This window comes from Mycolicibacterium pyrenivorans (assembly GCF_025821625.1).
Classification (GTDB): domain Bacteria; phylum Actinomycetota; class Actinomycetes; order Mycobacteriales; family Mycobacteriaceae; genus Mycobacterium; species Mycobacterium pyrenivorans.
In genome coordinates this window covers 1-336 of sequence record NZ_JACKSH010000273.1, presented here as the reverse complement: position 1 = coordinate 336, position 336 = coordinate 1, and the positions used below count along the sequence as shown (strand labels likewise).

Annotated in this window: 1 pseudogene; it reads left to right on the top strand. The window is 70.2% G+C overall.

Going from position 1 to position 336, the window contains the following annotated elements:
• A pseudogene (locus H7I57_RS29845) lies at positions 1 to 336 on the top strand (hypothetical protein); the annotation flags it as partial.

Here is a 336-nt window from a genome sequence, read left to right as displayed (position 1 = left end):
TGGAGATTCCGGCGGGCCGAAGGTGCTGGTGCGCTGCGACACCGCCGGGGCCACCCACGGATTCGCCGACGCCTGCCGCGAGCAGGGGGTGGGGTTCTCCTCCTGCTACCCCGTCGATTGGCGCGTCCAGGACGCGGTGGACACCCTCAACCTCGCCCAGGGCTGGTACCCGGCGATCGACACCGGTGGCGGCATCCGCGACGGCGCCTGGGTCGCCGAGGCCACCGACCTGGTCACCCTGAGCAGCTGGCCGCCAGGTACGAGGCTGATCCTGCGCAAAGAACGTCCCGTGCGCCGTGAGGCGCTGTTGATTCGAACGGAGGTGAAAGACCGACG